This is a genomic window from Bradyrhizobium sp. LTSP849 (genome assembly GCF_000938255.1).
Classification (GTDB): domain Bacteria; phylum Pseudomonadota; class Alphaproteobacteria; order Rhizobiales; family Xanthobacteraceae; genus Bradyrhizobium.
Genome location: NZ_JYMR01000038.1, coordinates 69,786 through 94,685, shown reverse-complemented (window position 1 = coordinate 94,685; position 24,900 = coordinate 69,786). Strand labels below are relative to the sequence as shown.

Here is a 24,900-nt window from a genome sequence, read left to right as displayed (position 1 = left end):
CTCTCCCCGTGTGCGGGGAGAGGCGAAGCCCCTCACTGCACCTTCGGCAGCACCTGCTTCACCACCTGCTTACCTTCGACCACTTCGACCAGAAAACTCTGGCGATCGATGTCGCCGGTGTCGCTGAAGGTGACGTCCATCAAGATGCCCGGCTCATCCGCTGCCTTGATGGTCAGGCCGTGCAGCGCGTCGGCGAATGCCTTGGAATCGACCTTGCCCATCTTCTCGGTGGTGGCTTTCACCATGTAGACGGCGAGGTAGCCCTTCAGGCCGTTATGGTCCGGCACGTAGTTGTACTTCTTGGCAAACTTGTCGCGGAACGCCTTGATCAGGTCGACCGGCGCGTCGGTGGTGAGGCCGACATGGCCGCGCGCGCCGTTGGCGGCGTCGCCCGCGAGCTCGATCACCTTCTGGCCGATCAGCGTGGTCTCGCCCATCAGCGGCGCGGTGACGCCCTGGCGCTTCAGCTCCTTCAGGATTCGCGCGCTCTCTTCTTCGTTGAGATAGACGAAGACGGCATCGGGATTGGCGGCCTTGATCTTGCCGACATCGGCGGCGAAATCGGCCTGGCCCGCTTCAGTGGAGAGGTCGGCGACCACCTTGGAGCCGAGCCGGTCGAGCTCCTTGACCACGACGTCGCGTCCGCCGCGGCCAAAGTCGTTGTTGACCCAGACCACCGCGACCGACTTCGCCTTCATCTCGTCGTGGATGTACTTTGCCACTTTCGGCATCGAGGATTGCTGGCCGAACGAAGTGCGGAACAGGAATTTGTTTCCGGCTTGCGTCAGTTCGGCGGCTTCGCCACCCATGATCTGTGCGATGCCGGCTTCGGCCGCGAGCGGCGCGGTGACCTTCACCGAGCCGGAATAGCCGGGCCCGAGCAGCACATAGGGCTCGGCGTCGAGCGCCTTCTGCACCTGCGCGCGCGCGACGCCCGGGTTGGACTGCGAGTCGGCGTGGGTGACTTCGAACTTGCGGCCGAGCACGCCGCCCTTGGCGTTGATCTCCTCGATCGCGAGGTCGATGCCGTTCTTCCAGTTGGTGCCGACGGTGGCGCCGCCCCCTGATAATTCGGCGACGTCGGCGAGCTTGATCGCCTGCGCGTGTGCGCTTGTTGCCGCGGCGAAGGCAAGCAATGCGCCTGCCAGTAGTGTGGATTTCATGGTCTCTCCTCCCATTTATTGACTTTGATCGTGCCCGCGGCCTTGTGTCCGGCCGCTTCCGTTACGCTGCGTGATAGGCTGCGCTTCGTGCCGCCATCACCTCGTCGAATGCCTCTCCCATGACTTCCGTCGATGGGGCAAGGCCCGTGAACAGTTCGAAGGCGTCTGCGGCCTGGTAGATTGCAAGCTCGCGCCCGGTCATGATCCGTGCGCCCTTGGCTTGGGCGGCCGCCAGCAGCGGCGTGATCAGCGGCGAGTAGACGGCGTCCGCAACCCACAGGTTTTCACGCAGCAGCGCCGGCGCGACCGGCGTTTCCCGGTTCGGGAGCATGCCGACCGGCGTGCCGTTGACGAGGCCGGTTGCACCGTCGAGCGCGTCCTCGACGCTCGTGGCCACCCTGGCGCCACCCTGTTTGGCGAGCAGCGCGGCGAGTCTTTCGGCCCGCACCGGTTCACTGTCGAAGATGCGGATGTCGGCCACCTTCAGGCTCGCCAGCGCAAAGGCGATCGCCTTGCCGACGCCGCCGGTGCCGATCACGGCAACCGCATTTCCGGTGGGCGCCAGCAGCGGCGTGACGGCGTGCGCAAAGCCCGTCGTGTCGGTGTTGTGGCCAATCAGGCGACCGTCCTTGACGACGACGGTGTTGACCGCCCCCATAGCGGCCGCAGCTGGCGCCAGCTCGTCGAGCAGAGGGACCACCGCTTCCTTGTAGGGAAAGGTGACGTTGACGCCGGCAAAGCCTAATCGCCGCACGCCCTCCAGCATCATGCCGAGCCCGGCCGCGTCAGCACCGGCGACCTCGATAAGCTGGTAGTGACCGCGCAAGCCAAGGGCCTCAGCGGCACGCTCATGCATGGCGGGGGAGGCGGAATGCGCGATCGGCGCGCCGATCAGGCCGGTCAGGAGCTTCTGGGATGCGGCAGGTCCGCGCTTTGACATGATCCACTATCGCCTGGTGAAGTGCACTGATTTCCGGCCATTAGCCGCGAAATTCGCGCAATTCCAAGGGGTTTTCGAAGTGGGACGATAGTCTTTCCCCCGCCTAACACAATTATCCATTTATCTGGTAAACCTAACATAATGTTATTTCTTGCGTCCGCGTCCTGAGACGGCCTTGCCGTTGCCGCGGGACGGCTCGACCGCGCGCATCTCGGCGCGCAGGGATTCGATGAAATACTCGACATGGAGCGACAATGGCGCGCCGCGCTTGACCGCAATGTAGGTGTCGAACCGGGTCGGCTCGGTGATCTTCAACAGCTCGATCCCGGGGTAGCCGCCATGGGCCACCGTGAATTGGTCGATGATGGCGATGCCGAGGCCGGCCTTCACCAGCGCGCAGACCGTGGTGCCGAAGCGGGCGCGGATGGTGATGTTGTAGTCGAGCCGGTGGCGCGCAAAGATCTCGGCCATGATCCGGCCGTAGGGGTCGTTGGGATCGATGCCGATCAGCGGATAGCGCGTGATCTCGGCGGCCGAGACCTGCTTGCGGCCGGCGAGCTCGTGGCCGGGCGGCACGATGCAATACAGCTCGCCCGAAGCGAGCGGCATGAAGTCGAGCCCGGAATGCTCTAACCGGTAGCTCATCGCCACGCACTCGCCGCGGCCGAGCAGGAGATAGTCGATGGCCTCCTCGAGCTTGAGGATGTTGATGTCGATGCCGAGATCCGGATAGCGGCGGCGGACGCGCTCGATCGCGCGCGGCACCATCACCTGCGAGATGCTGGGCACCGAACCGATGCGCAGTTCCGAGAGACCGCCGCGGCCGATCTTGGATATGATCTCGGAGAGGTCGTCGACCTTCTTGTAGACGCCGTTGATCTGCTCAAAAATGTTCTCGGCTTCCGGCGTCGGGAAGTAGCGTCCGTTCTGACGCTGGAAGAAGCGGATGCCGAGCGAGCGTTCGGTGTATTTGACCAGGCGGCTGATGCCCGGCGCCGACACGTTCAAGAGTTTCGCCGCGCCGCCAATGGTGCCCGTCACCATCACGGCACGGATCACTTCAACCTGGCGCAGCGTCATCATGTGCTGAACTTCCCGAAAGACGATCGTGGCAGCGATCATCTCACGAGCAGCGCGCGGTCATCCAGCGGCAAATGCCTGTTGATGTGAACGGGAGACGGAAACCTGACTTCGCGGGCGGACTGTATTGGCCAAAGCGGCGCGTTCAGGAGAGACCGTGTTCAGGAGAGATAACGGCGCCTGAGCGCGGCGTTGTGTTTGCTGCGACTGCGTTCTAGCTCGCCGGTCCATCCGGAGACACGCTGCCCGGCTGCTCCTCGCGCTCGCCTTGCAGCACGTCGCGCGCGAACTCGATGATCTTCTGCTTGTTTGCCGTATCGCGGACGGCGAAAAACACGCGATTCAATTCCAGGCCGAGCACGCTGTTGAGGGCGATGTTCTCGTCTTCCATCGTGGCTTTCCCGCTCTAGACGCCTTAGGTGTAACTTGACGTCACTTCCTCCACAAGTAGATTGAATCTGCGGAGCCAGCGGCACACCGGGAAAATACCGAAGCGGGTGAATTGAGGCAGCCCCCAAAGACGTGCTATACGGAACGGCGAGGGGCAGGGAACGCACCGATGTCCGCCGTCGATTATGGCCGGGAAGCGCTGGACTTCATCGAAGGGCTCGGAGCCTATGGCAAGGTTCCGGACGCGATGGATGCGCTTGCGATGACGTTCGGCCGTTACGGCTTCGAGCATATCATCGTGACGGGCCTGCCGAATCCCGATCAACGCTTTTCCCAGATGGTGCTGGCCAAGAAGTGGCCGGCCGAGTGGTTCAACCTCTATACCGAAAAGAGCTACGACCGCGTCGATCCCGTGATCCGCAAGTGCCGGCACACGGTAAATCCGTTCGAATGGTCGGAGGCGCCTTACGACGCAGAGCTCGAGCCGGGTGCGGTCGAGGTGATGCGGCGCGCTGCCGATTTCCGCATGTCGCGCGGTTTCGTCGTGCCGATCCACGGCTTGACCGGCTATGAGGCCGGCGTCTCGCTCGGTGGCGTCCATCTCGATCTCAATGCCCGCAGCAAGCCGGCACTGCACCTGATCGCGATGTACGGCTTCGACCACATCCGCCGTCTGCTCGCTCCGGCCCCGCATCCGTTGGCACGCCTCACCCCGCGCGAGCGCGAGGTGATCGCCTGGGCGTCGCAAGGCAAGTCCGCCTGGGAGATCGGCGAGATATTGAACATCACGCAGCGCACCGCGGAAGAGCATCTCGCAACCGCCGCGCGCAAGCTTGGTGCCGTCAACCGGACGCATGCGGTCGCGATCGCGATCCGCCAAAGAATCATCAATCCCTGAAATCATCGCCTATTGGGAAATTTCCCAATAGTCGGTTTGGCCTTTTTCGCTGAGGCTGCCCCCATTTCAAGCCATGGGGGAATTCATGATTCATGTCATTTCTGCCGCTAACCGGCATCTCTACGAAGACGTCATCGAGCAACATTTCCGGATGCGTCACGAGATTTTCGTCGAAGAGCGGAAATGGGAGGCGCTGCGCAAGCCCGACGGCCGCGAGATTGACGTCTACGACAATGAGGACGCGATCTACCTGCTGGCGCTCGAAAACCGCCGCGTGCTTGGTGGCTACCGCCTGTATCCAACCACCAAGCCGACGATGATGAGCGAGGTCTTCCCCCACCTTGCCGCGGTACGGGGCTGCCCCGTCGATCCGCTGATCTGGGAGTGGTCGCGCTTCTTCGTGTCGCGCGAGCGTCGCGACGGCGCGTTCAACCTGCAACTGATGGCGGCGGCGCAGGAGTTCTGTCTCGATCAAGGTATCGAGCGCCTTTGCCTCGTGATGGAGACATGGTGGCTGCCGCGCTTCCAGGAGATCGGCTTCGTCGTCACGCCGCTGGGATTGCCTGCGCTGATCCAGGACTCCTGGACGATGGCCGCAACCATCGAGGTCCGTCAGGAGTCGCTCGAGATCGTGCGCGACCGCATCGGGATGAAGAATGTCATCCAGCAGGACGGACCGCGTCTCGACTGTATCGCCCTTGCCAACCTCTGCGGCCTTTCCGCCGCCCAACGAAAGAGCGCATGAGATGTCGAACATGATGCGGGACGGCCAGATCATGGCGCAAACCAAGGACGAGAATCTCGGCTACATGTCCGACATGGCGCTTGAGCTTGCGCAGATGGCGGAAGACACCGGACTGGCAACGCTTGCCTATCTGTTCCGGATGGCAGCGCTGGAGGCCTCGACGGCAAACACCGAGCTCGGCGAGCCCGATGATCTTCCCCACCAGGTGACGTCGCACTAGACGTACCCTTCATTTCATTCCGAAGAAGTCTGCACCCTTTCCCCGGCAACGGGGGGAGGGTGATCGTTTAGGTGCGGCAGGTTGACCCATCCCGCGCGGCAGCCTTCTTGCAAGGGCGCAGAGAGGGCGGGGTCGACCGCAAGCGCTGGGATGCAACAAAGTGCATGTCTGGCGCGGAATCGCTCTTGCCTCGGAACGATACTGCCTTTACCCATTTTTCGGCCTTGAACAGGCAGGGGGAGCTCTTTCACTGATGGCGACTGTGTTCGAACATCGGCGCGATTCCGCGTGCGCCTGAAAGAGTTTTGATGCTGCTCGTCGTCGAACAGTTCTTGAACGGATTGCAGTTCGGCCTGCTTCTGTTCCTGCTCGCCGCCGGCCTGACGCTGGTGTTCGGGATCATGGATCTCGTCAACCTCGCGCACGGCTCGCTCTACATGATGGGCGCCTATTTCGCCGCGACCTTCGCAGCCTGGACCGGCAGCTTCCTGCTCGGTTCGCTGCTGGCGCTCGGCGCGACGCTGGTGCTCGGCATCGTGCTCGAGATGAGCGCACTGCGGCACCTCTACGGCCGCGACCATCTCGACCACGTGCTCGCGACCTTCGGCCTGATCCTGTTCTTCAATGAAGCCGTGCGGCTGATCTGGGGTCCTGCGGGCCTGGCGCTGCCGCTGCCGGCCTGGCTCACGGTGCCGGTGCCGATCCTGCCCGGCATTCACTACCCCGCCTATCGCCTCGCCATCATCGTGGTGGCGCTGCTGGTGGCGCTGCTGCTTTACCTCGGCGTGATGCGCACCCGCATCGGTATGCTGATCCGGGCCGGCGCCTCCAACCGCGAGATGATCGGGGCGCTCGGAATCAACATCAAGCTGCTCTACACGCTGGTGTTCGGCCTCGGTGCCGCGCTCGCCGGCCTTGCCGGGTTGATGCAGGCGCCGATCCTCACTGTACAGATCGGCATGGGCGAGAACATCCTGATCCTCGCCTTCGTCATCATCGTGATCGGCGGCATCGGCTCGATCCGCGGCGCCTTCCTCGCCGCGATCTTCGTCGGCATGATCGACACGCTCGGCCGCGCCTTCCTGCCCAATTTGCTGCGGCAGGTGCTGAGCGGCGCCGCAGCTTCCACCGCCGCGCCCGCGCTGTCGTCCATGCTGATCTATCTGTTGATGGCGATCGTGCTGGTGGTGCGGCCGGAGGGGCTGTTTCCGGCCAACCGTCGATGAAAGCTTTCACTGTGAGCAAGGCCGTCACGGCCCTGATGCTGGCCGGCCTCGTGCTGCTGCCGCTCTATTCGCAGCTCTCGGGCAACATCTTCATCCTGACGCTGTTCACCCGCGTCGTCATCCTGGCGCTGGCGGCGGCGAGCCTCAACCTCATGATGGGCTATGGCGGCATGATGAGCTTTGGCCACGCCGCCTATCTCGGCATCGGCGGCTACGCCGTCGGCATGTTAGCGCAGGAAGGCATCGGCTCCGGCTTCATCCAGTTTCCGGTCGCGCTCGCAGCCTCTGCGCTGTACGCGCTGGTGATCGGCGCGCTCTCATTGCGCACCCGCGGCGTCTATTTCATCATGATCACACTCGCCTTCGCGCAGATGGCCTATTACGTCGCCTCGGGGCTGGCGCGCTATGGCGGCGACGACGGCCTCACCGTCTACAAGCGCAGCGACTTTTCCGGCCTGATTAATCTCGGCAATCGCACGCAGTTCTACTATCTCTGCCTCGCCTGCCTGTTCGGTGTCGTCTTCCTGATCTGGCGCATCGTCAATTCACGCTTCGGCCTCGTGGTGCAGGGCCTGCGCTCCAACGAGCAGCGCATGCAGGCGATCGGCTTTCCGGCAAAACGCTACCAGCTGGTCTGCTTTGTCATCTCCGGCATGATGTGCGGCCTTGCGGGTGCGCTGCTGGCCAACAACACCGATTTCATCAGCCCGGCGGTGATGTACTGGACCCGCTCCGGCGACCTCATGGTGATGGTGATCCTCGGCGGCATGGGGACGCTGTTCGGCCCGGTGATGGGCGCGGTGGTGTATCTGCTGCTGGAAGAGTTCTTGTCGCAGCTCACCGAATATTGGGCGCTGATCATGGGGCCGCTGTTGTTGCTGATCGTGCTGTTCGGCCGCGGCGGTATCATGGGCCTGCTCGGGAGGCTCAACCGTGGCTGAACCGCTGCTTCGCGTCGAAAAGCTGGTGCGTCGCTTCGGCGGCATCACCGCCACGGACAACGTCTCGCTCGATGTTGCGGCGGGCGAGCTGCACGCCATCATCGGCCCGAACGGCGCCGGCAAGACCACGCTGATCAGCCAGCTCACTGGCCATCTCGAGCCGCATTCCGGCAGCGTTTCGCTCGGTGGCCGCGACATCACCTATCTGCCGGCCTATCGCCGCTGCGCGCTGGGATTGGCCCGTTCGTTCCAGATCACCTCGCTGCTGCCCGACTTCACCGCCGCCGACAATGTTGCGCTCGCGGCCCAGGCGCATGCAGGCCACTCCTTCCGCTTCTTTGCCAACGCACGGAAGGAGAAGGGCCTGCGCGATGCCGCGCATGCCGCGCTCGATCGCGTCGGCCTGCTGCACCGCGCCGATGTCCTGGTGTCCCGGCTCAGCCATGGCGAGCGTCGCCAGATCGAGCTTGCGGTCGCTCTCGCCAGCAAGCCGAAATTGCTGCTGCTCGATGAGCCGATGGCGGGCCTCGGCGTCACTGAATCCCAGCGCATGGTGCAATTGCTCCAGGAGCTGCGTAAAGAAGTCTCGATCGTGCTAGTCGAGCACGACATGCCGGCGGTGTTCGCGCTCGCTGACCGCATCTCGGTGCTGGTCTATGGCCGCGTCATTGCCTCCGGTGATCCGGCCGCGATCCGCGCGAACGACGACGTCAAGCGCGCCTATCTCGGCGACCAGCATGTGGTGACGCACCATGTCTGAAAAGGTGATGGCTGACACGCTGCTCGACGTCGAAGGCATCGAGACCTGCTACGGCCTCTCCCAGGTGCTGTTCGGCCTGTCGCTGTCGATCAAGCCGGGCGAGATGGTTTCACTCATGGGCCGCAACGGCATGGGCAAGACCACCACCATCCGCTCCATCATGGGCCTGACGCCGGCGCGCGCGGGCAGCATCCGTTTTGCGGGTGCCGAGGTGCGGCAGTTTCCGTCGTATCGGATCGCGAAGCTCGGTGTCGGCTTGGTCCCTGAGGGACGCCAGATTTTCCCGAACCTCACCGTGCGCGAAAATCTGGTCGCGGCCGCCGCCGATCGCTTCAACAGCGCCAATCCCTGGACGCTGGCCGCGATCTATGCGCTGTTCCCTCGGCTTGCCGAGCGAGCCTCGAACATGGGCAACCAGCTCTCCGGCGGCGAGCAGCAGATGCTGGCGATCGGCCGCGCGCTGATGACCAACCCAAAACTCCTGATCCTGGACGAGGCGACCGAAGGCCTCGCGCCGCTGATCCGAGAAGAGATCTGGAATTGTCTCTCGATGCTGAAGAGCCGGGGACAGTCGATCCTGGTCGTCGACAAGAACGTCGACCACCTCGCCCGCATCTGCGACCGCCACACCATCATCGAGCGCGGCAAAACGGTGTGGAGCGGTACGTCGGACCAGCTGATGGCCGAGCCGGATTTGCAGCATAAGTATTTGGGGATTTAGCGGCGAGCGACGGCTTGCTGTCGCCTCACAATCAGTGTCGTCCCGGCGCAGGCCGGGACCCATACCGCGTGATCCATCGGTGATGATTCGATAGCAGTACCGCGCTGTGATGAGATAACTGGCGGTCTTCGCCAAACCACTCCCTGTGGTTATGGGTCCCGGCCTTCGCCGGGACGACGCTGGGGAGAACGCGTGACAACCAATTACCAATAAATCCCATGCCGATGCAGCTCGCGGATCACGCGCGCCTCGGTAGACGGCTGGCGGTGCTTTGGCTTGGCCGTCTCGGTCGTCTTGATAGCCGGTGCTGCGGTGGACTGGGCGGGCATTGCAGCCCGAGCAGATGCGGCTGGCGCTATTGTTGCCGGCGGAGTCGAAGCGGGTGCGGTGGTCGCTGTCTGGACATCTGCTGGCGGTGTTGCCGCCGGAGGCTGTGTGACCTGTGGCGCTGGCGCTGCGACCGGCTGTGTCGCCGGCTGGCTTGCATTGGTCCCCGCCAGGCTCAGGCCCCGCGGACCGCCGGCATCGGCTTGTGTTGCGAGCAGCGATATCACTGCGATCAGGACCAGCTTGCGCATGGAAACGCCCGTTATCTCGTCAGTCCGTCTTACCTAAATCGTATCGCCAATCGCTAACGGGCGAGGCGGTGCACGCCGATTTCGATCAGGGTGGTCCGGCAGGACAGGCGATAGATCAGACTGAACAATTGACCCAACATGACCGAACTCCATTGTTGATCATTGAAGCCAACAATAGGCCTCGTATCTTTCCGGCGTTTTTCGATCCGCGGGGAAAACGGCTTCGTCAGGGATGGAGTGATGTCGTCGGAACAGGCCGGACGAAGTCGCATCACAGGCGTGTGAGACACGCGCTCGCCGCGGCCGGAAAGCATCCCGCGGGTTGACGCCCCAAGAATACCGGGATATCCCTCTATTTGTATATCGGGATATCCCGATAACGGGGGCGTCATGGCTGACCAAGATCTGCCTGTGATGGAGCGTAATCGTTGCAATTGCGTGGCGTTGCGCAAGGCGTCGCGCCACATGACGCTGTTCTACGATGCGGCGCTGGAGCCTTCGGGGCTTCGTTCCACCCAATACGCGCTCCTGACCGAGATCCATCGCCGCGGAGATGCCGCGCCTTCGATCGGCGACCTCGCCGATGCGCTGGTCATGGACCAGTCGACCATCGGCCAGAACCTGCGTCCCCTCCAGCGTGACGGTCTGGTCACACTGGAGCGCGATGAGACTGATCGCCGAAGCCGCCGGGTCAAGCTGACTCGGACAGGGCGTGCGCGTCTTGCCGATGCGCGGCCGCTCTGGCTCGCGGCGCAGGAGAAATTCGAAGATGGATTCGGCAGGCGCGCTGCGGCCGGGTTGCGAAACGTGCTGGTTGGCATCGCCGGCGATCAGTCGCTGATTCCCGAGCGACACGAATTGCATCACGAAAAGGCATAACCAATGAACAGTATTGAACGCGGCGCCTTCGCCCGCGCCGTGCCGCTCGATGATCTCTCGCTGTCGCCTAAGCCCCGTCCGTTAGCTTCGCCGAACGTCGTGCTGGCGATCGTGTGCGTCGGCATTTGCCTTGCCAATCTCGACCTCTTCATCGTCAACGTCGCGCTTCCCAATATCGGGCGAGACTTCAAGGACGCCTCGCTCGACGACATGTCGTGGGTCCTGAACGGCTACGCGATCGCCTATGCGGCGCTGCTGGTGTTCTTCGGACGGCTGGCCGAACGTCACCGCCGAAATCTCAGCTTCCTGCTCGGTGTCGGCCTCTTCACCGTGGCGTCCGCAGCGTGCGCCGCCGCCAACAATGTCGGGATGCTCACCGCGTTTCGTATTGTCCAGGCCGCGGGCGCGGCGCTGATGACGCCGACATCGCTCGGATTGCTGCTGGCGGTGTTCGCGCCGGAGAAGCGCGGCAGCGCGGTGCGGACCTGGACAGCGATCGGCGGCCTCGCCGCGGCGCTCGGGCCCGTCGTCGGTGGTGTGCTCGTTACCGTCAACTGGCGCTGGATATTCTTCGTCAATGTCCCGATCGGCCTCGCGGCCATGGTGATCGGCTGGTGGAAGCTTCCGGAGATCGAGGGGCATGATGCGCCCCGCCCGAAATTCCTCGACGCCGTGCTGGTGACCGGCGGAATCGGCGCGCTCGTCTTCGCCATCGTGAAGGTCAGTGACTGGGGACTGCGCGCGCCGGCCATCGGCTACAGCTTCGCTGCCGCCACGATCCTGCTCGGCTTGTTTGTCTGGCGCTGCCTTCGCCTGGAAAATCCATTTGTCGATCCGGCGCTGTTTCGCGTCCGCCAATTCACCGGGGCTGCCTTGGTGATGGCGCCCTATTCGGCGGCCTTCGGCGCCATGCTGCTTTCGGTTGCCCTGTGGGAGCAGACCGCGTGGGGATGGTCGGCGTTGCAGACGGGACTTGCGATTGCGCCGGGGCCGCTGATGGTGCCGATCACCTCGCGGCTGTTCGCAGGACGGCTGATCGCGCGCTTCGGCGCCGCGCCCGTCGTCACGGCCGGCATCGTCATCTTCGCGGCAGGTCTGGTCGCCTGGGCAACTCTGATCGGTCCTGAGCCGCACATGGCGTTCGTGATCATGGGCATGATCCCGACCGGCATTGGCGTCGGCTTGACCTTCCCGACATTGATGGGCGTCAGTGCTGCCGGATTACCGCCCTCGTCATTCGCGACGGGCTCCGGCGTCATCAACATGATCCGTCAGGCCTCACTTGCGGTGGGAGTCGCGATCTTCGTGGCCATCATCGGCACACCGGCATCGTTGCCGGAGCGCCTCGTGGCATTCCAACGCGGCTGGTGGGTGATGGTCGCGATCATCGCGCTTGGTCTTCTGCCGACCTACCTCTACCTCAGGCAGAAGCCCAAGGCGGCATAACGGAGCGTGCTCAGAACATCTCGAAATATTCGCGATGTTCCCAATCCGTCACTTCGGCCAGGAAGCGGTCGATCTCGGCGTTCTTGATGTGAGTGTAATAGTCCACGAACTCGGCGCCGAACTTTTCGCGAAAGAACGGATCGTCCTTGAGCGCGCTGACCGCGTCGCGCAGCGACTTGGGCAATAGCGGTGCGTCGCTCTCGTAGGGCGTGTCGGCGGACGGACCGGGGTCGAGCTTGCGGTCGACGCCGTCGAGCCCGGCGAGGATCTGCGAAGCCATGTAGAGATAGGGATTGGCCGCGGGCTCGCCGACGCGATTTTCCAGGCGCGTCGCGGCATCGCCGGCGCCGCTGAGGACACGGATCATCACGCCGCGATTGTCGCGGCCCCAGATCGCGCGGTCCGGCGCCAGCGAATAGGAACGATATCGCTTGTAGCCGTTGATGGTTGGCGTCGTGAACACGGTCGCCGCACGGGCGTGGTCGAGCAGGCCGGCGAGATAAGAGCGGCCGAACTGGCTGAGCGGCTCGCCGCTTTCCTGCGCGATGAACTGGTTCTCACCGCTCACGCGTGAGACGATCGATTGATGCAAATGCCAGCCGCTCGCGACCAGGTTCGGCAGCTTCGGCCGGCACATGAAGGTGGCGTGATAGCCGTGGCGGCGCGCGATCTGCTTTACGGCGCTGCGAAACAGCACCATGTTGTCGGCGGGCTCCAGGCCCTTTTTCGGCGCGAAGGTGAATTCGCATTGGCTCGGTCCGAACTCGACCTCGACCGAGCGCAAGGGCAACCCGAGCGCCAGGATGTCGCGACGAAGAATCTCTAGCACCGGCTCCATCTGATCGAAGCGCTGCTCGGTCAGATATTGATAACCGTGGCTGAGCAGGCTCACCGAGGGCGGTGTGCCGGGCTGGCCGGCATCCTCGGGTCGCATATGCGCGTCGTCGAGCTTGAAGATGTGGAATTCGACCTCGAGCCCAGCGACGAAATCGTAGCCGCGGCTTCCGAGCTCATCGAGTGCCTTGCGATAGAGCCCGCGCGTCGCGAACGGCACGGGACGGCCGTTGTTGAAATAGAGATCGCACAGCACCCAGCCCGTCGCCGGCGCCCACGGCAGCACACGAAACGTGCTGGGGTCGGCGACCATCAGCACGTCGGCCGCGCCCTCCATCTCCTTCATGCCGAAGCCGCCGCCCGATGTGAACACCGGAAACACCGTGCGGTGCGAGGTGTCCTTGGCGAACATGGTCGTGGTGATGGAGCAGCCGCTCTCCAGCGAGGCGATCGCCTCGGAGGCGATGATGGTCTTGCCGCGCAAGATGCCGTGCTGGTCGGGGAAGGCGAGGCGGATGACTTCGAGGTTCTTCTCCTCGACGATGCGGCGCATGCGCAGTGCCGCGTCCTTCTGCTCATCCGACCACAGCGCATGACGCGCGACGAAAGTCACTTCGATGGCTCCTTCTCGCTCGGTGAGAGCATAGCCCACGCTGTCATCGTCCGCGAAGGCGGACGATCCAGTATTCCAGAGACGGCAACGTATCCACGAAAGGCCGCGGCGTACTGGATGCCCCGCCTTCGCGGGGCATGACAGCGGAGAATGTGGAGCCGCTGTCGCGACCCGCCGGCGGCGAACGGCATCGTCACTCCGCCGCCGTCAGCCGATGCACATTGTCCGCGATTTCCTTCGGCACCGGCGCGGTCCAGGGCGCGCCGCGGCGGCGCTTGACGTCGACTTCCATCCAGTAGGTCTCCCAGCCGCGCGTCGGCCCGATGCCGTCCATGGTCGCCGGCCCCTGGATGCTGCGCGCGTTGGCCTCGTCGAGAAACAGCATCGGCTTCTCGCCGCCCGAGACCTTCTCGATCTCCTGCCGCAGCAGGCGGCGATATTGCACGATCGCCTTGTCGCTCGTGCCGAGATGCTCCTTGGTGCGGTCCTGGATCGCCCCCATCGATTCCACCGCCCATTGGTCGTGGACGTTGATGTCGCTTCCCATGCCGGTATAGGTCGCGGTCTGCTGCTCGTGCGGATCGAAGCCGTAATCGTTGCTGTTGTTCTTGCGCGATTTGTAATCGGGCAGCTCGTAGAGCTCGAGTCGCTGGTCGCGCATCTTCTTTTTATCGACCGGGTTCGAATAGCTGGTGAAGATCGCGTACCAATAGCAGTTCTCGTCGTCGACCGGCACGTGCCACTGCGTGATCGTCATCTCCGTGCTCATGGGGATGACGAAGCCGTGCGGGAACAGCTGGTTGGTGACGCGCACATGGGTGCGCTCCTCGTCGATCTCGCGCAGCGCGATCAGCCGCAGCCCGTATTCGGTGTGCTCGACATTGATGATGGGCCGATCGTATTCGCGCAGGATCATTGTCATCGGCAGGTCAGAGCCGGCGGAGGCGCCGCGAAACTGCTTGCCGTAGGCCGTGGATGTATCCTCGTCCTCGAAGAAGCGATGCAGATAGGAGGCGTGCGCGGGATCGATGCCGACTTCGAGGGCCTGAAGCCAGTTGCAGGCCATGTGGCCCTTGAACGAAAAAGTGTGCGTGCTAGGCGCGACGAAGCAGTCGAGCTCCGGGAATGCCGGCGGCTCACCTTCGCCGAGATAGGTCCAGAGGATGCCGCTCTTCTCCACCACGGGATAGGAGCGCTGGCGGATGTTCTGGCAGAGCTTTGAGTCCTTCGGCTCGGCCGGCGTCTCAATGCACTGGCCGGTCGCGTCGAACAGCCAGCCATGGAAAGCGCAGCGCAGGCCGCCATGCTCGAGCCGCCCGAAGGCGAGGTCGGCGCCGCGATGCGAGCACTGGCGATCGATCAGGCCGTAGCGTCCGGCCTCGTCGCGGAACAGCACCAAATTCTCGCCGAGCAGTTTGACCGGACGGATCGGCCGCGCGCCTTCCAGCTCATCGACCAGCGCCGCCGGCTGCCAATAGCTCCGCATCAACTTCCCGCAGGGGTCCTTCGGCCCGGTGCGGGTGATGAGGTCGTTCTGCTCCTGGCTCATCATGGCGAGTGCATCCTTTGTGGAGTGGCGTTTGTTCGCCTATTGAACGAATGGGCGAATTATGCCATGCTTGGGATCGGCAGCAAGCATTATTTTGCAGGACTATCCCGAGCCCATGCCCAAGCTGAAGCGGAGTGACACCGACGAGCGCGCGACGGATTGGGTCGAAAGTCTCGATCGTGGCCTGCGACTGCTTCAGTGCTTCGGCGCCACCCGGGGCCCAATGACGCTGAGCGATCTCGCCCGCGCCGCCGATCTCCCGCGCGCCACTGCGCGGCGCATGCTGTTCACGCTCCAGCGCGGCGGTTTCGTCAGTGGCGACGGCAAGCTGTTCTCGCTGACACCGCATGTGCTGACCCTCGCGGCGTCGTATCTGCGGTCCAATCAACTCGTCACGGTCCTGCAACCGGTGCTCGATCGCGTCGCGACTGCGGCCAACGAAATCTCCTCGCTCGCGGTGCTCGACGGTGATGAGGTCGTGTTCATCGCGCGCAGCAGCCCGGCGCGGATGTTTTCAGGCGGGCTCGAAATCGGCTACCGGCTGCCGGCCTTCTGCACCTCGGTCGGCCGCGCCATGCTCGGCCAGCTTGATGATGCCGAGCTGGCCGCGCGCCTGAAGACGATGAAACGCGAAGAGCTGACGCCGCAGACGGTGACCGATCCCAAGGCGCTGTTCGCACGCATCGCTGCCGACCGAGCGCAAGGCTACTCGCTGGTCGATCGCGAGGCCGAGCCGCATTTCCGCTCGATCTCCGTCCCCGTGCGTCGCTACGACGACGTGATCGTTGCCGCCATCAACATGGGCGCCCATGTCGACCGGGTACCGGAGCAGGAGTTGATCGATCGATTTTTGCCGCTGCTGCGCGCGGGTGCAGAGTCGGTGCGGTCGCAACTCTTGTAGCTCTTGTAGCCCGGGTGAGCGAAGCGATACCCGGGACAACTCTCGCGAAGAATCCCGGATGTCGCTCCGCTCATCCGGGCTACGACTGGTGGAGACATCACTACCGGTTGCGCATCCAGTCGGCGAGGCCGGACAGTGCGCGATCAAGATCCTGTCGCGCGGCCGCATCCGTCACCGTCTCCTCAAGCGCGCCGCGCATGCACAGCAGCCACGCGTCACGCTCCGCATCGCCGATAGCAAAGCCGATGTGCCGCTGCCGCAGCCGCGGATGGCCCTTTTCGACGGAGTAGAGTTTCGGGCCGCCGGTCCATTCGCTGAGATAGCGTTTCAGCACGTCCCTGATCAGGCCGAGGTCGTCGGCATGCATGGCGCGGATGACCTTCGCCTCCGGCAGCGTGTCCATGCGGTCGTAGAAGCGGTCGACCAGCCGGTCGATCGTGGCACTTCCGCCGATCCGCTCGAACATGGAGATCGCGACGTCGCTGTCGGTCATTCCGCGGCCCAGCCTATAGCGCTACGCTGCGCAGCCCAAAGCTGCGCGCCTCGTTTTGGAGCACGGGTCGCACCGCATCGATCAGCCGCGCGGCTGCGGCGTCGACCGACAGCCCTGCCGTATCCACCACCGCCGTCGCGCGCGAATACAGCGGCTCGCGGCTGAGCAAAATGTTGCGCAGCTCCGCCATTGCGGAGCGATCGTCGGCCATCGGACGCAGATCGCCCTGACGGCGCACGCGGGCCATGTGCTCTTCGGGCTCAGCCTTCAGCCAGATCGTGTAGAACGACGACAGGATCTGGTCGAAGGTCAAAGGCTCCGAGACGATGCCGCCGCCGGTCGCCAGCACCATCAGCTCGTTGCGCGCCAGCAGCTGTTGCAGCGCGGCCTGCTCCATACGGCGAAAGCCCTCCTGGCCGTAGAGCGCGATGATCTCGGCGACCGAGAGGCCGTTCTGCTGCTCGACTTCCTTGTTGAGCTCGACAAAACTCCAGCCGACCTTCTTCGCCAGCATCCGCCCAAGTGTCGATTTGCCGGCGCCGCGCAGGCCGATCAGCGCGATGCCGCAGAACGGCGCGCGCCGTGGCGCCGACGCGCTGCCGCCGGCGAGCAGATCCTTGGCCTGCGCGATCTGGGCGGGCGTCGCCTTGCGCAGGAGATCGCGAAACATCTGCCAGTCCGGCGTCGGGTCGACTGAGGGCAGCAAATCTTCCAGATGCGCGCCCATCGCGTCCGAGACGCGGCGCAACAGCACGATGGAGACGTTGCCTTTGCCGCTCTCGAGCTGCGCGATGTAGCGCTCCGAAATTCCCGATACCTTGGCGAGCACTTTTCGCGACATGCCGCGCAGCGCGCGCATGGTGCGCACGCGCTGGCCGAGCTGTTCGAGAAAGCGGGATTCGGCGTCGGGACTTTCGGTCATGAGCCTTCTTTAGCGGATGCCTTCCCTAAAGAAGGTCCTGCGGCGCGTTTAAATGGAAACATAATGCCTGATAGCATTGACAGCAAGCCGATGCGGTGTCTTTCTATGAATTATAATTCTAAATTCGGGGGAGAGGTCCGTGAGCGAGGGATCCTATAACGCGGTGACCTGGCTGCTCGACCGCAATGTCGAGGAGGGTCGCGCCGACAAGCTCGTTTTCGACGACACCGTCTCGCGGCTCACCTATGGCGAGCTCCAGCAACAGACGCGGCGCACCGCCAACATGCTGCGCCGTCTCGGCGTCCGCCGCGAAGAGCGCGTGGCGATGATCATGCTGGATACGGTCGACTTCCCGATCGTGTTTTTGGGGGCGATCCGCGCCGGCATTTTGCCGGTGCCGCTCAACACGCTGCTGACCGCGGATCAATACGCCTACATCCTCGCCGATTGCCGCGCGCGGGTGCTGTTCGTGTCCGAGGCGCTCTATCCCGTCATCAAGGACGTGGTCGGCCGCATGCCGGATCTCGAGCATGTCGTGGTGTCCGGCGGCAAGACCAACGGCCACAAACAGCTCACCGAAGAACTCGCGCGCGAGAGCGATCAGTTCACGACCGCCGCAACGCATCCCGACGAGCCGGCATTCTGGCTGTATTCGTCAGGCTCGACCGGCATGCCCAAGGGCGTACGGCATCTGCATTCGAATTTGCAGGCCACCGCCGACACCTATGCCAGCCAGGTGCTCGGCATCAGCGAGAACGATATCGGCCTTTCTGCTGCAAAACTGTTCTTCGCCTATGGCCTCGGCAATGCGCTGACCTTCCCGATGTCGGTCGGCGCCACCACGATTTTGAACAGCGAGCGTCCGACGCCGGCGCGGATGTTCGACCTGATGAATCGCTACAATCCGTCGATCTTCTATGGCGTGCCGACGCTGTTCGCGGCGATGCTCAACGACGAGACGATGAAGGCCGAGCGTGGCGGGAAGAGCCTGCGCATCTGTACCTCGGCCGGCGAAGCGCTACCGGAATCCGTCGGCAATAGCTGGAAATCGCGCTTCGGCGTCGACATTCTCGACGGCGTCGGCTCGACCGAGCTGCTGCACATCTTCCTGTCGAATGCGCCCGGCGACATCAAATACGGTTCTTCCGGCAAGCCGGTGCCGGGCTATGCGGTGCGGCTCGTCAACGAGGCGGGCCTGGATGTGGCCGACGGCGAGGTCGGCGAGCTGCTGGTCGATGCGCCCTCCGCCGGCGAGGGCTACTGGAACCAGCGCCACAAGAGCCGCCGCACGTTTGAGGGACCGTGGACTCGCACCGGCGACAAATATATCCGTGACACCGAGGGCCGCTACACCTTCTGCGGCCGCGCCGACGACATGTTCAAGGTTTCCGGCATCTGGGTCTCGCCGTTCGAGGTCGAGAGCGCGCTGATCACGCATCCTGCCGTGCTCGAGGCCGCCGTCGTACCCGAGGCCGATCCGGAAGGCCTGATGAAGCCGAAGGCCTTCGTCGTGCTGCGTCCAGGCGTGAAGACGACGGACTTGCAGGAGATGCTGAAGGATCACGTCAAACAGAAGATCGGCCCGTGGAAATACCCGCGCTGGATCGACGTGGTGGAGTCGCTGCCGAAGACGGCGACAGGGAAGATCCAGCGCTTCAAGCTGCGCGACGGGGCGAACTAAGTGTGACTGCGTGGCGTATGACTCGCGCTGCCACGGCCAACTCCACTGAGCTCCCTCCCCCCTTGCGGGGGAGGGCGGGGGAGAGGGGTAGCCCAGGAAGTGGTGTTTGTTGTCGTGCGCCAGACGTTCTCCGCCACACTGGGAGTCCCCGTGTGGCACCCCTCTCCCTAGCCCTCCCCCGCAAGGGGGAAGGGAACGACTGAGCGAGTGGCGCGTGATGACGTCCCACGTTCGACAAGGCTGAAAAGCAGAGTGACAGCATGACCAATCTCACCCCCACAGGCTTCCTCACCATCAACGGCGCCAGCCTGGAATACAAATGGCTCGCGCCGCAATCATCGGATGCGCCGACCATCGTGATGCTGCATGAAGGCCTCGGTTCGGTCGGGCTGTGGAGCGACTTCCCGGAAAAACTTCGAGAGGCGACCGGCGCCGGCATCTTTGTCTATTCGCGCGCGGGCTATGGCCAGTCGAGTCCTGCAACGCTGCCGCGGCCGCTCGACTACATGCAGCGCGAGGCGCTGGATGTGCTGCCGAAGCTGCTCGACGCGATTTCCTTCAGGCGCGGCCTGCTGCTCGGCCATTCCGATGGCGCCTCGATCGCGACCATCTATGCCGGGGCGCATCAGGATCACCGTCTGCAAGGCCTCGTGCTGATGGCACCGCACTTCATCGTCGAGGACATTTCGGTGGCCTCGATCGCCGCGATCAAGACCACCTACGAGACCACGGACCTCAAGGCAAAACTCGGGCGCTGGCACAAGGATGTCGACAACGCCTTCTATGGCTGGAACCGCGCCTGGCTCGACCCGAAATTCCGCGACTGGGATATCTCGGAATATCTGGCCTACATCCGCGTTCCTGTCATGGTCCTGCAAGGTGTGGACGACCAATATGGGACACTGCGTCAGGTCGAGATCGCGCAGGAAGAGTGTTACTGCCCAGTAGATTTGAAAGTCATTTCAGGCGCGGGACATTCCCCGCATCGTGAAGCGCCGGCGGCGACGCTTGACGCGATTGAGCAATTTGCAAAGGCGGCCCTGCGCGACGATCAGGGACTCGGGGTGCGCGCCGCATGATTTTGCGGAGGCACATCTTCTATGAGTGTGCCACCGAATGTGCACGGCCCGTTGCCATGGCCGCAATGGGCCTATGTGCCTGGCGAGGCCGCGGGGCTAGATGCCGATTACGAGACGCTCGCTCTTGCCAAGGCGCTGGTGCCCCCGGTCTTCCGCGGCTATGTGCCGGCGCGCCATCCGGCGCTGCGTTACGGGCTCGCGCTGAACGATCGCGGCTATTCCTGGGAAGCGCAGGAGGTGCTGGAAGCGGTGTGGGCCGCCGCACCGCAAAACGGCCGCGAGCGCATCCTGCTGCGCGCCTGTATCCACATCGCCAATGCGAATTTGCGGCTGCGCATGCAGAAGGCGCATTCGGCCGCGCGCATGTTCGGAGAGGCGCTCGGGGAGCTGCGGGCGTTGAGCTCGCGCAAGGTTGCGGCCGCGGGCGACGGCTTTGTCGAGAGCTTTCCGGTCCCGGCACTGACGGCGTTGCTCCAGGCCAAGCTCGGCCGGGCCGAGCTCACCAAGGCGGACTGGATTGCGCTCAGCGCGATCGTGCGGTCCCAGTAGGTGCCATGAAACAAAGTGCATGTATTGGCAGTTAAGGACTAGACGCGTTCAAAAATATGCACTATTGTGCATCTAACGGTAAAACCAAGACGAACTCAAGGGTGGCCCATGGCCGGGGAAGATCGGCGCCTCGCAGGCGGTGCGACATTCATCGATTTCCAGACCGAGCCGTCCCGCTATCGGCACTGGAAGCTCGCGGTCGACGGTGACGTCGCGACGCTGACCATGGATGTCGACGAGAATGGTGGCCTGTTCGAGGGCTATTTGCTCAAGCTCAATTCCTACGACCTCGGCGTCGATATTGAGCTCGCGGACGTGGTCCAGCGGCTGCGCTTCGAGCATCCCGAGGTGAAGGTGGTGGTGATGCGCTCGGCCAAGAACCGCGTGTTCTGCGCCGGCGCCAACATCCGCATGCTTGCCGGCTCGACCCATGCCCACAAGGTGAACTTCTGCAAATTCACCAACGAGACCCGCAACGGCATGGAAGATTCCTCCGAGAATTCCGGCCAGCGTTTCATCACGGTGGTGAACGGCTCGGCCGCCGGCGGCGGCTATGAGCTCGCGCTTGCGACCGACCACATCATCCTCGCCGATGACGGCGCGTCTGCTGTCGCTCTGCCCGAAGTGCCATTGCTCGCGGTGCTGCCGGGCACCGGCGGGCTGACCCGTGTCGTCGACAAGCGCAAGGTGCGCCGCGACCACGCCGACTTCTTCTGCACCATCGAGGAAGGCGTGAAGGGCAAGCGCGCCGTGCAGTGGCGCCTCGTCGACGAGATCGCGCCGAATTCGAAGCTGGAAGCCAAGGTCGTCGAGCGCGCCAAGGAGTTTGCGGCCAGTTCCAAGCGCAACGGCTCCGGCAAGGGCGTCGCGTTGACGCCGCTCAAGCGCATCATCGACGAGACCAGCATCCGCTATGGTTTCGTCACCGTCGACATCGATCGCACCGCGCGCATCGCCACCATCTCGATCAAGGCGCCCGAGGCTGCACCGCCCGCCGACATCGTCGGCATGATGGCGCAAGGCGCGTCGTTCTGGCCGTTGCAAGTGGCGCGCGAGCTCGATGACGCCATCCTGCATCTGCGCATCAACGAGCTCGAGATCGCCATGCTGGTGTTCAAGAGCCATGGCGACCGCGCCCATGTGCTGGCGTCCGACGCCTTCCTCGAAGCCAACAAGGCGCACTGGCTGGTCAACGAGATCCGCCACTACTGGAAGCGCGTGTTGAAGCGCATTGACGTCACCTCGCGCACGCTGGTGACGCTGGTCGAGCCCGGCTCCTGCTTTGTCGGCACGCTCGCCGAGTTCGTCTTCGCCGCCGACCGCTCCTACATGCTGATCGGCACGCGCCAGGGCGACAACCGTCCGCCGCCGTCGATCGAGCTTTCGGCCATGAATTTTGGCCCGTATCCGATGAGCCATGGCCTGACGCGGCTGCAATCGCGCTTCCAGGCCGATCCGTCCGATGTGAACCGCGCCGAAGACACCGTCGGTACCAGCCTCGACGCCGAGGCGGCCGAAGAGCTTGGCCTCATCACCTTCGCGCTCGACGACATCGACTGGGACGACGAGGTCCGCGTGTTCCTCGAGGAGCGCGCCAGCTTCTCGCCCGACAGCCTCACCGGCATGGAAGCGAGCCTGCGCTTCGTAGGTCCGGAGACGATGGAATCGAAAATCTTTTCACGGCTGACCGCATGGCAGAACTGGATCTTCCAGCGCCCGAATGCCGTCGGCGAGGAAGGCGCGCTGCGCCGCTACGGCAGCGGCCAGAAGCCGAAATTCGATATGACAAGAGTTTAGGGAGAAGCACGGCCATGAGCATGAACATCATGAACGTCGACTACTCGACCAAGATTCCGAACAACGTGAATCTCGCCGAAGACCGCCAGGTGCTCAAAGCCCTGGAGGGCTGGCATCCCGGCTATATGGACTGGTGGAGCGACATGGGGCCGGAGGGCTTCCAGGAATCGCTGGTTTATCTGCGCACCGCTTACTCGGTCGATCCGCGCGGCTGGGCCAAGTTCGATTATGTCCGCATGCCCGATTATCGCTGGGGCATTCTACTTGCGCCGCAGGAAGAGAACCGTGTGGTGCCGTTCGGCGAGCATTTTGGCGAGCCGGCCTGGCAGGAAGTCCCCGGCGAATATCGCGCCATGCTACGTCGTCTGATCGTGATCCAGGGCGACACCGAGCCCGCCTCCGTCGAGCAGCAGCGCCACCTCGGCAAGACCGCGCCCTCGCTCTACGACATGCGCAATCTGTTCCAGGTCAATGTCGAGGAAGGCCGCCATCTCTGGGCGATGGTGTACCTGCTCCAGAAATATTTCGGCCGCGACGGCCGCGAGGAAGCGGACGATTTGTTGCGCCGCCGCTCCGGTGACGCAGATTCGCCGCGCATGCTCGGCGCCTTCAACGAGGCGACGCCGGACTGGCTGTCCTTCTTCATGTTCACCTACTTCACCGACCGTGACGGCAAGATGCAGTTGCACTCGCTGGCGCAGTCGGGCTTCGATCCGTTGTCGCGCACCTGCCGCTTCATGCTGACGGAAGAAGCGCACCACATGTTCGTTGGCGAGACCGGCATCACCCGCGTCGTGCAGCGCACCTGCGATGCGATGAAGGAAGCCGGCATCACGGATCCCACCGACATTGCGAAAGTCCGCGCGCTCGGCGTGATCGACCTGCCAACGATCCAGAAGAAGCTGAACCTGCACTATACCTTGTCGCTAGATCTCTTTGGCTCGGAAGTCTCGACCAACGCGGCCAACGCCTTCAACACCGGCATCAAGGGCCGCTATCACGAGACCCAGATCGAGGACGATCATCAGCTCAAGAACGCCACCTATCCGGTGCTCAAATTTATCGACGGCGAGATCAAGCTGGTCGATGAGCCGGCGCTGACCGCGCTCAACATGCGCCTGCGCGACGATTACAGCCAGGATTGCGTCAAGGGCATGCTGCGCTGGAACAAGGTGATCTCGACCGCGGGCTACGACTTCCAGCTCAAGCTGCCCAACGTCGCCTTCCACCGCCACATCGGCGAGTTCAAGGGCATCCACGCGACGCCGGATGGTCTTCTGATCGACGACGCCACCTGGGCCCAGCGCAAGGATGACTGGCTGCCCTCGACTGCCGACGGCGACTTCATCACCTCGCTGATGCAGCCCGTCACCGAGGCCGCCAAGTTCGCCTCCTGGATCTCGCCGCCGAAAGTCGGCATCGACAACAAGCCGGGTGATTTCGAGTACGTGAAGATCGAGTCGTAACGGTCAGGGGCGTACGCTCTTACAACACGAAGACTGCCATCACCCGCGAAAGCGGGTGATCCAGTATTCCAGAGGCGGCAGAGACAAAACGAGAAGCCGCGGCGTACTTGATGCCCCGGTCAAGCCGGGGCATGACAGCGGAGTGTGAGGCGAGGGCCTACCCCGCAATCTCCAACCCGGCATTGGCGTACACCACGCCGCCATCCACCGCGATGGTGTTGCCGACCACGTAATCCCCCGCGCGCGAGGCGAGATAGATCGCCACCCCCGCCATGTCCTCGTCGGTGCCGATGCGCTGCGCCGGAATGCGCTTGGCGACGTCGTCTGAGTGGTCGCGCGCGGCCCGGTTCATGTCCGACTTGAACGCGCCCGGCGCAATCGCGGTGACATTGATGTTGTCCTTGATCAGTTTCGTCGCCATGCGCCGCGTCAGATGGATCACGGCGGCTTTGCTGGCGGCGTAGGAATAGGTCTCGCTCGGATTGACGAAGATGCCGTCGACCGAGGCGATGTTGATGACCTTGGCGGGCCGCTCGAGCGAAGCCGCCGCGCGCAGCGGTTTCGCCAGCGCCTTGGTCAGGAAGAACAGCGACTTGACGTTGAGGTCCATCACCTTGTCCCAGCCGCTCTCCGGGAATTCGTCGAACTCCGCGCCCCAGGCCGTACCCGCATTGTTGACGAGGATGTCGAGCTTCGGCTCCAGCTTGATGATTTCGCCAGCCAGCCTGTCGCAGCCCTCGACGGTCGAGATGTCGATCGGCAGCGCGATGCACTCTCCGTCATATTGGGCTGACAGCTCTTTCGCCGTGGCCTCGCACGGCCCGGCCTTGCGCGCGGTGATGTAGACCTTGGCCGCGCCCTGCGCGAGGAAGCCTGCCGCGATCATCTTGCCGATGCCGCGCGATCCGCCGGTCACCAGCGCGACGCGGCCTTTGAGCGAAAACAGATCGTTGAACATAGTGCCTCCCTTGGTTTGGCGACGTTTTGAGCGCCGTGGGGAGGGGAGTCAATCTCGGTGTCGTCCTGGCG

General features: G+C 63.7%; 25 protein-coding genes. 15 read left to right on the top strand and 10 right to left on the bottom strand.

Annotation, left to right across the window (positions count from 1 at the left end; genetic code table 11):
* Window positions 1-32: 32 nt before the first annotated feature.
* The 4 genes from UB31_RS22985 to UB31_RS41615 all read right to left on the bottom strand — a co-directional run bounded on the left by UB31_RS22985 (window position 33) and on the right by UB31_RS41615 (window position 3,574).
* On the bottom strand, window positions 33-1,163 hold the full coding sequence (locus UB31_RS22985; protein ID WP_045012509.1) for an ABC transporter substrate-binding protein: 1,131 nt from the start codon (window positions 1,161-1,163) through the stop codon (window positions 33-35).
* Window positions 1,164-1,224: 61 nt separating this feature from the next.
* Entirely contained in the window at window positions 1,225-2,103 is an 879-nt protein-coding gene (locus UB31_RS22980; protein WP_045012508.1) for a shikimate dehydrogenase, read from the bottom strand.
* Between the two features lie 144 nt (window positions 2,104-2,247).
* Window positions 2,248-3,186 (bottom strand): LysR family transcriptional regulator, encoded by a 939-nt coding sequence (locus UB31_RS22975; protein WP_045012594.1) that lies wholly within the window; start codon window positions 3,184-3,186, stop codon window positions 2,248-2,250.
* A 211-nt stretch (window positions 3,187-3,397) separates the two neighbouring features.
* Window positions 3,398-3,574, bottom strand: a complete 177-nt coding sequence (locus tag UB31_RS41615) for a hypothetical protein (protein WP_156175508.1) — start codon at window positions 3,572-3,574, stop codon at window positions 3,398-3,400.
* A gap of 168 nt (window positions 3,575-3,742) precedes the next feature.
* Between UB31_RS41615 and UB31_RS22970 the strand changes: the two genes are divergently transcribed.
* From UB31_RS22970 to UB31_RS22940, 7 genes are all read left to right on the top strand, one after another.
* On the top strand, window positions 3,743-4,471 hold the full coding sequence (locus UB31_RS22970) for a LuxR family transcriptional regulator (RefSeq protein ID WP_045006050.1): 729 nt from the start codon (window positions 3,743-3,745) through the stop codon (window positions 4,469-4,471).
* 85 nt (window positions 4,472-4,556) lie between these two features.
* Complete coding sequence (locus UB31_RS22965) at window positions 4,557-5,216, top strand: acyl-homoserine-lactone synthase (RefSeq protein WP_045012507.1); 660 nt, start codon at window positions 4,557-4,559, stop codon at window positions 5,214-5,216.
* A gap of 1 nt (window position 5,217) precedes the next feature.
* Window positions 5,218-5,436 (top strand): hypothetical protein, encoded by a 219-nt coding sequence (locus UB31_RS22960; RefSeq protein ID WP_045006052.1) that lies wholly within the window; start codon window positions 5,218-5,220, stop codon window positions 5,434-5,436.
* A gap of 308 nt (window positions 5,437-5,744) precedes the next feature.
* The gene (locus UB31_RS22955) at window positions 5,745-6,662 is read left to right on the top strand and encodes a branched-chain amino acid ABC transporter permease (RefSeq protein ID WP_045012506.1); all 918 of its coding nucleotides are present in this window, start codon (window positions 5,745-5,747) and stop codon (window positions 6,660-6,662) included.
* Window positions 6,659-7,603 carry a branched-chain amino acid ABC transporter permease gene (locus UB31_RS22950; RefSeq protein ID WP_045012505.1) on the top strand — a complete coding sequence of 315 codons (945 nt, stop codon included), beginning with the start codon at window positions 6,659-6,661 and terminating at the stop codon, window positions 7,601-7,603. The genes UB31_RS22955 and UB31_RS22950 overlap by 4 nt, the downstream gene beginning before the upstream one ends.
* Window positions 7,596-8,363, top strand: a complete 768-nt coding sequence (locus tag UB31_RS22945) for an ABC transporter ATP-binding protein (protein WP_045006055.1) — start codon at window positions 7,596-7,598, stop codon at window positions 8,361-8,363. The genes UB31_RS22950 and UB31_RS22945 overlap by 8 nt, the downstream gene beginning before the upstream one ends.
* Entirely contained in the window at window positions 8,356-9,084 is a 729-nt protein-coding gene (locus tag UB31_RS22940) for an ABC transporter ATP-binding protein (RefSeq protein ID WP_045006056.1), read from the top strand. Before UB31_RS22945 ends, UB31_RS22940 begins: the two co-directional genes overlap by 8 nt.
* A gap of 631 nt (window positions 9,085-9,715) precedes the next feature.
* Here UB31_RS22940 and UB31_RS41610 read toward each other — a convergent pair.
* Complete coding sequence (locus UB31_RS41610; RefSeq protein WP_156175506.1) at window positions 9,716-9,976, bottom strand: hypothetical protein; 261 nt, start codon at window positions 9,974-9,976, stop codon at window positions 9,716-9,718.
* A gap of 76 nt (window positions 9,977-10,052) precedes the next feature.
* Between UB31_RS41610 and UB31_RS22930 the strand changes: the two genes are divergently transcribed.
* Together UB31_RS22930 and UB31_RS22925 are read left to right on the top strand one after the other, a co-directional pair.
* Window positions 10,053-10,541: a MarR family winged helix-turn-helix transcriptional regulator gene (locus UB31_RS22930; protein ID WP_045012503.1), complete on the top strand. Its 489-nt coding sequence runs from the start codon at window positions 10,053-10,055 to the stop codon at window positions 10,539-10,541.
* A 3-nt stretch (window positions 10,542-10,544) separates the two neighbouring features.
* Window positions 10,545-11,987, top strand: a complete 1,443-nt coding sequence (locus UB31_RS22925; RefSeq protein WP_050044818.1) for an MFS transporter — start codon at window positions 10,545-10,547, stop codon at window positions 11,985-11,987.
* Between the two features lie 10 nt (window positions 11,988-11,997).
* Here the strand turns inward: UB31_RS22925 and UB31_RS22920 are convergent, their stop codons facing one another.
* A complete protein-coding gene (locus tag UB31_RS22920) occupies window positions 11,998-13,434 on the bottom strand; it encodes a glutamine synthetase family protein (protein ID WP_045012592.1) in 1,437 nt (478 codons plus the stop codon).
* 193 nt (window positions 13,435-13,627) lie between these two features.
* The gene (locus tag UB31_RS22915) at window positions 13,628-14,986 is read right to left on the bottom strand and encodes an aromatic ring-hydroxylating dioxygenase subunit alpha (protein WP_045012502.1); all 1,359 of its coding nucleotides are present in this window, start codon (window positions 14,984-14,986) and stop codon (window positions 13,628-13,630) included.
* A gap of 112 nt (window positions 14,987-15,098) precedes the next feature.
* Between UB31_RS22915 and UB31_RS22910 the strand changes: the two genes are divergently transcribed.
* Window positions 15,099-15,884, top strand: coding sequence for an IclR family transcriptional regulator domain-containing protein (locus tag UB31_RS22910; RefSeq protein ID WP_045012591.1), 786 nt, complete (start codon window positions 15,099-15,101; stop codon window positions 15,882-15,884).
* A 100-nt stretch (window positions 15,885-15,984) separates the two neighbouring features.
* Here the strand turns inward: UB31_RS22910 and UB31_RS22905 are convergent, their stop codons facing one another.
* The gene (locus UB31_RS22905) at window positions 15,985-16,377 is read right to left on the bottom strand and encodes a group II truncated hemoglobin (protein WP_045012501.1); all 393 of its coding nucleotides are present in this window, start codon (window positions 16,375-16,377) and stop codon (window positions 15,985-15,987) included.
* A gap of 13 nt (window positions 16,378-16,390) precedes the next feature.
* Window positions 16,391-17,299, bottom strand: coding sequence for a helix-turn-helix transcriptional regulator (locus tag UB31_RS22900; protein WP_045006062.1), 909 nt, complete (start codon window positions 17,297-17,299; stop codon window positions 16,391-16,393).
* A 139-nt stretch (window positions 17,300-17,438) separates the two neighbouring features.
* On the opposite strand from UB31_RS22900, the gene UB31_RS22895 reads away from it, so the two are divergent.
* The 5 genes from UB31_RS22895 (at window position 17,439) to boxB (ending at window position 23,871) form a co-directional block, all read left to right on the top strand.
* Complete coding sequence (locus UB31_RS22895; protein ID WP_045012500.1) at window positions 17,439-18,980, top strand: benzoate-CoA ligase family protein; 1,542 nt, start codon at window positions 17,439-17,441, stop codon at window positions 18,978-18,980.
* A 260-nt stretch (window positions 18,981-19,240) separates the two neighbouring features.
* A complete protein-coding gene (locus tag UB31_RS22890; protein ID WP_045012499.1) occupies window positions 19,241-20,059 on the top strand; it encodes an alpha/beta fold hydrolase in 819 nt (272 codons plus the stop codon).
* A 21-nt stretch (window positions 20,060-20,080) separates the two neighbouring features.
* Window positions 20,081-20,608: a DUF309 domain-containing protein gene (locus UB31_RS22885; protein ID WP_045012498.1), complete on the top strand. Its 528-nt coding sequence runs from the start codon at window positions 20,081-20,083 to the stop codon at window positions 20,606-20,608.
* 108 nt (window positions 20,609-20,716) lie between these two features.
* Window positions 20,717-22,405 (top strand): 2,3-epoxybenzoyl-CoA dihydrolase, encoded by a 1,689-nt coding sequence (boxC, locus tag UB31_RS22880; RefSeq protein ID WP_045012497.1) that lies wholly within the window; start codon window positions 20,717-20,719, stop codon window positions 22,403-22,405.
* 14 nt (window positions 22,406-22,419) lie between these two features.
* Window positions 22,420-23,871: a benzoyl-CoA 2,3-epoxidase subunit BoxB gene (gene boxB, locus UB31_RS22875; protein ID WP_045012496.1), complete on the top strand. Its 1,452-nt coding sequence runs from the start codon at window positions 22,420-22,422 to the stop codon at window positions 23,869-23,871.
* Window positions 23,872-24,028: 157 nt separating this feature from the next.
* On the opposite strand, the gene UB31_RS22870 is transcribed toward boxB, so the two are convergent.
* Window positions 24,029-24,829: an SDR family oxidoreductase gene (locus UB31_RS22870; protein ID WP_045006068.1), complete on the bottom strand. Its 801-nt coding sequence runs from the start codon at window positions 24,827-24,829 to the stop codon at window positions 24,029-24,031.
* Between the last annotated feature and the right edge of the window lie 71 nt (window positions 24,830-24,900).